We start from the raw sequence: 8,164 nt of genomic DNA on the forward strand, positions 1-8,164 counted from the left end.
TCCGTCAACCCATCGCATTCAGCGCTCGCTTGACCATTTGTGAGGTCTGGCGAACATCATCGACGTATTTCGCAACTGCCCGCTCGGCCACACGCGCTTCCTCGTGATTGGACTTCACGAATTTGATCTTCCCACCCGGGCGTGCCTGTCCTAACCGCCACAGGTCGGCTTCGATCACGCCGGCAATCTTTGGATAACCGCCCGCCGTATTTGCATCGCTCATCTGGATGATCGGCTCGCCACCTGGCGGCACCTGTACAACGCCCGGCATCACACCGTGGGAACGCATTTCGATGGTTTCGGTCGGTTTGATAGGATCACCCGACAGCCGGTAACCGGTCCGGTCGCTGCGGGAGGATATGCGCCAGATCTGGCTCCAGAATTCCTCGCCATCATTGGCAAACAGCTTTTGTTCACCGGCCGGAATAGCACGTATCGGCAAAACGCCGTCCACTACAGGCGGGAAAATATCGCTTAAAGCCACGGAAGGCTCAACTACACCAAGCCCGTTTGATGGCAGTGGTAAAAGATCGACGGAAGCCCCTATTTCCAGCCTGTCACCTTTTGCAAGCGGTCGCCCATCGTGACCGCCGAAACTGCCGCGCAGTGCCGTGCTTCGAGATCCCATCAAAACCGGAACGTCCACCCCACCCGCAACGACGACATAGGCGCGGGCGAGTTTCGGCGGCTGCCTCAGTTCCAGTATCTGACCTTCCTTGCAGATATGAGCGCACCAGGAAAGCAGCTCTTTCCCGTCAAGCAACGGGCGCCCATCCGTCCCGGTAACGGCAAATGTTGCTGTTTTCATAAAACGCAATTTGAATGGAAAAGTCTGGACCTCGATGACAGCAGCATCTGCGGCATTACCAGTCAGAATATTGCCGATCTTGAGCGACAGAGTATCCATGGCACCGCCAGCAGAAACCCCGATGTCACGGTAACCGGGGCGACCGAGGTCTTGCACGGTGTTGAAGGGGCCGGTTTCGATAATCTCGATCATAGCTCGATCCCTGTAGGTATGAAGCGAACCGTATCTCCGGGTGCCAAAAGAGCTGGCGAAGAAGAGGCGGGATCGAACATCTGCAAATCGGCGTAACCGATGGAATTCCACCCATTCGGTCCGGTCAACATCGCCACACCCGTCTGCATTCCACCGATCGTCACGCAACCCTTTTCCATCTTGATCGATGGCACGGTTTTTCGGGGCATATAGATGCGCGCATCAAGACCATGCAGATAGCCAAAGCCCGGCGCGCTCCCAAGCGCGAAGACGCGGTAGGTCGCCTCATGGTGAATCCGCACGACTTCGCGGTCGCTCAGCCCTGAAAAATCACAGATGGCTGGAAGGTCGGCAGCGTATTCGCCCCCATAATGTACCGGTATTTCAACTGTCTTCCCGACAATATCCAGACTGGCTGCTTTATCCCAGGCATAGAGCAACTGAGACACGATGGACTCTGGATCTTGAGGCGTTTCCTTAAAAATCGCCAGAAGGTTCGTCATGCCGGGAATGACTTCCGCAACACCTGCCCAGACTTTTACCGTTTGCGAAAGCGCCCAGATCCAGCGTTGTGCTGGCAGATCAAATTCGCCGGATGCTTCGAGCAAGAATGACCGGGAGCCTATGAACGAAACGCGCGCCTGGCCTTTGATGACGGGCTGGATTTCGTGACGAGGTGCTAGAGTGTTCGATGTCGCAATCATGATTGAAGCTCGATTTCGAACAGCGGATCACCAAAACCAACCAGAGCATCCTGCACGGCAAGCTGATTGACGAGCGAACCGTTACGACCCGCGACAACGGGGATGAGAATGTGGTCGATCCGGATAAATCCAATCACGTCATCTGCAGCAACCAAACGCGGAAGATTTTGCGTTTTTGCAGGCAGAGCAGGCTTAGAAGAGCAGAAGAGACCGGCAATCGGCGCTTTTACCACCACTTTCGAAACAGCGGCCTTTGGTGAGCAAACAGTGCCAGCGACGGAAATTGCAGATCTTGCCGAGGCAGAAACAATAATGCGTACCTGACCCTCAGGCGTCGTAATTTCCACGCCCTCCACGCCTGCATCCGTCAGCATATCGGTCAAAGCTGTGAGTAAGACGGGGTCGCTAAAGTCGGGCCTGTTCATGCTGCGCTCCGTTCTTTTAGCCATTGTTCAAGATAGTGAATGTCTGTTTCGCCCTGCGCAAAAGCGTCGTCCTCAAACAGGGCGCGCAGGAGCGGAAGATTGGTCGAAATACCCTCCACCCGTGTACCCGCAAGCGCTTGGCGCATCCTAACCATGGCTTCAGCACGGGTCGGCGCATGTACGATCAACTTGGCGATCAAGGAATCATAATAGGGTGACACCCGGTAGCCGACATGGATATGGGTATCGACGCGAATCCCCTCTCCTTCCGGCAGCACAAGATCGGTCACGATGCCTGCCGAGGGGAGAAACTTATCAGGATCTTCGGCATTGATCCGGCATTCGAAAGAATGTCCGTCGCAGATAACATCTGCCTGCCGCAAGTCCAGAGGCTTACCCTGCGCCGCCTTGATCTGGGCCTGAACGATGTCGATGCCGCTCGTCATTTCCGTGACGGGATGTTCGACCTGCAAGCGCGTATTCATCTCGATGAAATAGAACTTGCCGTCTTCAAACAGGAATTCGAAAGTTCCCACCCCGCGATAGCCGATCTGTCGGCAAGCCTCGACGCAAGCCATACCAACCGGCTGGATCACATCGACCGAAATTCCAGGCGCTGGCGCTTCTTCGACCACTTTTTGATGACGACGTTGCATCGAACAGTCGCGGTGACCAAGCCAAACGGCATTGCCGTGCGTGTCGCACAAGACCTGTATCTCGATATGACGGGGATGCTGGAGAAACTTCTCCATGTAGAGGACAGCAGAGCCAAAAGCCTGCCTCGCCTCCTCCCTCGTCAAGGTAATGGCTTCATGAAGCAAGGCAGCTTCCTGCACTACTCGCATGCCACGCCCGCCACCACCGCCCGCAGCCTTGATGATGATTGGATAGCCGATCTCATTCGCGATACGCTCAACCGTTGCAGCATCCTCGGGAAGCGCTGTATCCGGTCCCGGTACACATGGCACACCGGCCGCAATCATTGCCCGTTTGGCAGCGATCTTGTCGCCCATCGTGGAGATCGACCTTGCGTCCGGACCGATGAATACGAGACCGGCATCTTCGACCGCCTGAGAAAAGGCGGCATTTTCGGACAGAAATCCATAACCGGGATGGATCGCACCCACACCCGTCAGACGGGCAGCGATTAAGATGGCATTCTGATTTAGATAGCTCTTGGCAGCATTCGCCGGGCCAACACAAAGGAAGGTGTCAGCCGTTTGGCCATATGGAGCCTGCCTGTCCGCCTCAGAGCAGATGGCTACGGTCTTCAAGCCCAATTCGCGGCAGGCGCGCTGAATGCGTGCAGCAATTTCACCCCGGTTGGCAATCAGGACCGTGTCGAAACCCGGCATATCCGATGTGGTGTTGAGACCTTCCGTCACTACGCGATCTCCGCCAGCAAATCATTGGCCTCAACCTCGCCACCATCAACCTCCGTCAGATAGGTGATCCGGCCAGCGCGTGGCGCAACAATTTTATTGAAGACTTTCATGGCTTCGATGATGAAGAGGGCCTGCCCCTCCTCGACCACATCTCCAGCCTCGACAAATGAAGGTTGTCCCGGCGCGGAAGCGCGATGCAAAACCCCAAAAATCGGGGCATGAACGGAGGTGCCCGATGTGGTGGCAGGAACGATCGACTCCGACCGATCGATCAGGGCGTCATCCTCGGCTTTGACCGAGACATTGCTGCCAGTCTCTGTTCGAGGTGCGGTTTTGAATATCCGCACAGTTACGCTTTTCTCTGTCACCATGAGTTCGGTGACGTTCGTTCGTCCGACAAAATCAATCAGCGTCTTTATCTTCGGCAGGTCCATAAGCGTACTCGGCATTGTCCAAAGCCACCCGGTAATCCCGCACGATCGGGGTCACTTTCGGCTGCCTTAGACCTAGCACGATAGGCTGTTTGATGGGGTCAGAAGAACTTTTGATGGAGGTGTTCAATGAATAGGGGCCGTGAGCCTGTTGAGTCCGCGAAGCTCGAGTGGGCGTAATGGGTCGACCGCTGCACGCTACCAGAGCCCCACGGTGATATACCGCCAGCAATTCATTTGCGGTATCCAAGGCCCTAAACGCAAGGCGCCCTCCGGGATGGGAGGGCTTTGTTGTTGATAGTCTTGAAGATATTGGTTGCGGGGGCAGGATTTGAACCTGCGGCCTTCAGGTTATGAGCCTGACGAGCTACCGGGCTGCTCCACCCCGCGTTATCCGACTTTTTGCGTTAGCAAAAATGTCATTACCAGCGTAAATCCCTATTGGATTTATCGCGACTGCATCACAGGGACGCTGTGATGTATAGTTCCGGAGCAAATTGCCGAAGGCGATTTGTCTCTTTTAAGGGACGCACCCTCATTGGGTGACCGATTTGTTTCGGCACATTGTGCGCTGGATTATTATAGCATAAAGGCCGCTTCAGCGGCCTTTTGATTAGGGCTTGAAGCCCTTTTTGTGACTGAGAAGATATTTGTTGCGTTTTGCAGACCTGGCAGCGACCTACTCTCCCGCGTCTTGAGACGGAGTACCATTGGCGCTGGGGCGTTTCACGGCCGTGTTCGGAATGGGAACGGGTGCAGCCGCCCCGCGATAACCACCAGGTCGGCAAAACGCAACACAGTTCATGTTTTCACATGAGTGTTGTTTCGAGAAGCTGGGAAGCTTGCGCTTCATTTAATTTAACACGTCTTTCTGCGACCCATCCCGTATGTTTGCCATACAGACCAGAGGTCGTCGCGCCCTGTGGCGCGGCCCGTCCGGAGCGCTATGCGCGTCAGGACAGAACAGATGATGCTCATCTTTGATGAGCATGAACAATGGGAACGAAGAAGTCGATCGAGCTATTAGTAACGGTAAGCTTCACATGTTGCCATGCTTCCACACCCGTCCTATCAACGTGGTCGTCTTCCACGGCTCTGATAGGGAACACTCGTTTTCAGGTTGGTTTCCCGCTTAGATGCCTTCAGCGGTTATCCATTCCGTATATAGCTACTCTGCTATGCCCTTGGCAGGACAACAGATCCACCAGAGATACGTCCATCCCGGTCCTCTCGTACTAGGGACAGATCCTGTCAATATTCCTACACCCACGGCAGATAGGGACCGAACTGTCTCACGACGTTCTGAACCCAACTCACGTACCGCTTTAAATGGCGAACAGCCATACCCTTGGGACCTGCTCCAGCCCCAGGATGCGATGAGTCGACATCGAGGTGCCAAACAACCCCGTCGATATGGACTCTTGGGGGTCATCAGCCTGTTATCCCCGGCGTACCTTTTATCCGTTGAGCGATGGCCCTTCCACACGGGACCACCGGATCACTATGACCGACTTTCGTCTCTGCTCGACTTGTCAGTCTCGCAGTCAGGCGGGCTTATGCCATTGCACTCGACGACCGATTTCCGACCGGTCTGAGCCCACCATCGCGCGCCTCCGTTACTCTTTCGGAGGCGACCGCCCCAGTCAAACTACCCACCATACACTGTCCCGGATCCGGATAACGGACCGCGGTTAGACATCCACGAAGATAAGGGTGGTATTTCAAGGATGGCTCCACAAGAACTGGCGTCCCTGCTTCAAAGCCTACCACCTATCCTACACATGCCTTGGCGAATGCCAGTGTAAAGCTATAGTAAAGGTGCACGGGGTCTTTCCGTCTGACCGCAGGAACCCCGCATCTTCACGGGGAATTCAATTTCACTGAGTCTATGTTGGAGACAGCGGGGAAGTCGTTACGCCATTCGTGCAGGTCGGAACTTACCCGACAAGGAATTTCGCTACCTTAGGACCGTTATAGTTACGGCCGCCGTTTACTGGGGCTTCAGTTCAGAGCTTGCACCCCTCCCTTTAACCTTCCAGCACCGGGCAGGCGTCAGACCCTATACGTCGTATTGCTACTTCGCAGAGCCCTGTGTTTTTGATAAACAGTCGCTACCCCCTGGTCTGTGCCACCCCATCATACTTGCGTAAAATGGGGTCACGCTTCTTCCGAAGTTACGCGTGCAATTTGCCGAGTTCCTTCAACATAGTTCTCTCAAGCGCCTTGGTATACTCTACCTGACCACCTGTGTCGGTTTCGGGTACGGTCTATACGGTGGAGCTATTTCCTGGAACCTCTTCGCCGCACATTCAATCCAGTAAGAATGTACAACACACGAGATCCGTCACTACCACCAGGCCCACGAATATTAACGTGGTTCCCATCGACTACGCGTGTCCGCCTCGTCTTAGGGGCCGGCTAACCCTGCTCAGATTAACTTTAAGCAGGAACCCTTGGTCTTTCGGCGAGGGAGTCTCTCACTCCCTTTATCGTTACTCATGTCAACATTCGCACTTCCGATATCTCCAGCAGCCCTCACGGGTCCGCCTTCACAGACTTACGGAACGCTCCGCTACCACGCAACAGTCACTACAACTGTCACATCCTCAGCTTCGGTGCATGGCTTTAGCCCCGTTACATTTTCGGCGCAAAGACCCTTATTTAGACCAGTGAGCTGTTACGCTTTCTTTAAATGATGGCTGCTTCTAAGCCAACATCCTGGTTGTTTTGGGATCCTCACATCCTTTCCCACTTAGCCATGACTTGGGGACCTTAGCTGGAGGTCAGGGTTGTTGCCCTTTTCACGACGGACGTTAGCACCCGCCGTGTGTCTGCCGACTAGTACTCCTCGGTATTCGGAGTTTGGTTAGGATCAGTAAGACGGTGAGTCCCCATAGCCCATCCAGTGCTCTACCCCCGAGGGTATTCGGTCGACGCTCTACCTAAATAGATTTCGCGGAGAACCAGCTATTTCCGAGTTTGATTGGCCTTTCACCCCTAGCCACAAGTCATCCCAATCTATTGCAACAGATACGGGTTCGGCCCTCCAGTTGGTGTTACCCAACCTTCAGCCTGCTCATGGCTAGATCACTCGGTTTCGGGTCTAATGCAACTAACTCAATCGCCCTATTCAGACTCGCTTTCGCTGCGCCTACACCTACCGGCTTAAGCTTGCTAGTTACACTAAGTCGTTGACCCATTATACAAAAGGTACGCCGTCACCCTTGCGGGCTCCGACTGTTTGTAGGCATCCGGTTTCAGGTTCTATTTCACTCCCCTCGTCGGGGTGCTTTTCACCTTTCCCTCACGGTACTTGTTCGCTATCGGTCATGCACGAGTACTTAGGCTTGGAGAGTGGTCTCCCCATGTTCAGACAGGATTTCACGTGCCCCGCCCTACTCAAGGACAATGACTGTTCTACGCGTAAGGGGCTATCACCCTCTATGGCCGACTTTTCCAAATCGTTCCGCTTTATTCATCATTGCCACTGGCCTGGTCCGCGTTCGCTCGCCACTACTTACGGAGTCTCGGTTGATGTCCTTTCCTGCAGGTACTTAGATGTTTCAGTTCCCTGCGTTCGCTTCTTACCCCTATGTATTCGAAAGTAAGATACCTTATCACAATGCTTGGAAACCCAGGCCGTTCATAAAACAGACTGGATTTTCCAAGCATTTAAGGTGGGTTGCCCCATTCGGAGATCCATGGATCAAAGCTTATTCGCAGCTCCCCACGGCTTTTCGCAGCGTATCACGTCCTTCTTCGCCTGTGCATGCCAAGGCATCCACCAAATGCCCTTAATTCACTTCTTCGTTCTCATTGTCTATGCTCATCCATAGCCGTTCCAAAGGAACGGCAATCCGGTTACCTTTTACAACCAGATCATCTCCTGATGACATCGACGTGTTCGATACAATCCTCTTTGAAGGCACGCCGGTGCACTTCGAGGTCGTATCATTAAGACCAGCTTCTCGAGATATCATCCGGTGATGCGCGGTCAGGCAACATCAATCCAGCATTCCCATCAGAGGAGCAAAAGCTCCAACAACAAAAATGCCTCGGACAAGCGATCCTTCCTACCTCCAACCCCTCCACCAATTCCGGCCGACTAAGCCATCACATGGTTTCACAAGGATTGGTCTCGGACGTTTCAGGCATAAACCCAAAACACCTGGACGCTTCCAGACATATCTTCTCTTCACAATGTATTCAGAACAGGCAT

Annotated in this window: 5 protein-coding genes, 1 tRNA gene and 2 rRNA genes; all 8 read right to left on the minus strand. The window is 54.0% G+C overall.

The features are described from left to right. Nucleotides 1-4 precede the first annotated feature (4 nt). Nucleotides 5-1,000, minus strand: a complete 996-nt coding sequence (locus ACZ5A6_RS23430; RefSeq protein WP_065663177.1) for a 5-oxoprolinase subunit C family protein — start codon at nucleotides 998-1,000, stop codon at nucleotides 5-7. Beyond that, nucleotides 997-1,704, minus strand: a complete 708-nt coding sequence (gene pxpB / locus ACZ5A6_RS23435) for a 5-oxoprolinase subunit PxpB (RefSeq protein ID WP_065663176.1) — start codon at nucleotides 1,702-1,704, stop codon at nucleotides 997-999. Before pxpB ends, ACZ5A6_RS23430 begins: the two co-directional genes overlap by 4 nt. Continuing rightward, the gene (locus ACZ5A6_RS23440) at nucleotides 1,701-2,129 is read right to left on the minus strand and encodes a dihydrolipoyllysine-residue succinyltransferase component of 2-oxoglutarate dehydrogenase complex (RefSeq protein ID WP_065663175.1); all 429 of its coding nucleotides are present in this window, start codon (nucleotides 2,127-2,129) and stop codon (nucleotides 1,701-1,703) included. The genes pxpB and ACZ5A6_RS23440 overlap by 4 nt, the downstream gene beginning before the upstream one ends. Next, complete coding sequence (gene accC / locus ACZ5A6_RS23445; RefSeq protein WP_065663271.1) at nucleotides 2,126-3,484, minus strand: acetyl-CoA carboxylase biotin carboxylase subunit; 1,359 nt, start codon at nucleotides 3,482-3,484, stop codon at nucleotides 2,126-2,128. Before accC ends, ACZ5A6_RS23440 begins: the two co-directional genes overlap by 4 nt. Nucleotides 3,485-3,513: 29 nt before the next feature. Beyond that, nucleotides 3,514-3,948, minus strand: coding sequence for an acetyl-CoA carboxylase biotin carboxyl carrier protein (locus ACZ5A6_RS23450; RefSeq protein WP_065663174.1), 435 nt, complete (start codon nucleotides 3,946-3,948; stop codon nucleotides 3,514-3,516). Nucleotides 3,949-4,258: 310 nt separating this feature from the next. After that, nucleotides 4,259-4,335: transfer RNA gene (locus ACZ5A6_RS23455), tRNA-Met, on the minus strand. Between the two features lie 276 nt (nucleotides 4,336-4,611). Beyond that, nucleotides 4,612-4,726, minus strand: a 5S ribosomal RNA gene (rrf, locus tag ACZ5A6_RS23460). 221 nt (nucleotides 4,727-4,947) lie between these two features. Continuing rightward, nucleotides 4,948-7,754, minus strand: a 23S ribosomal RNA gene (locus ACZ5A6_RS23465). Nucleotides 7,755-8,164 lie beyond the last annotated feature (410 nt).

It is taken from the genome of Agrobacterium sp. 6Ca8, assembly GCF_055382765.1.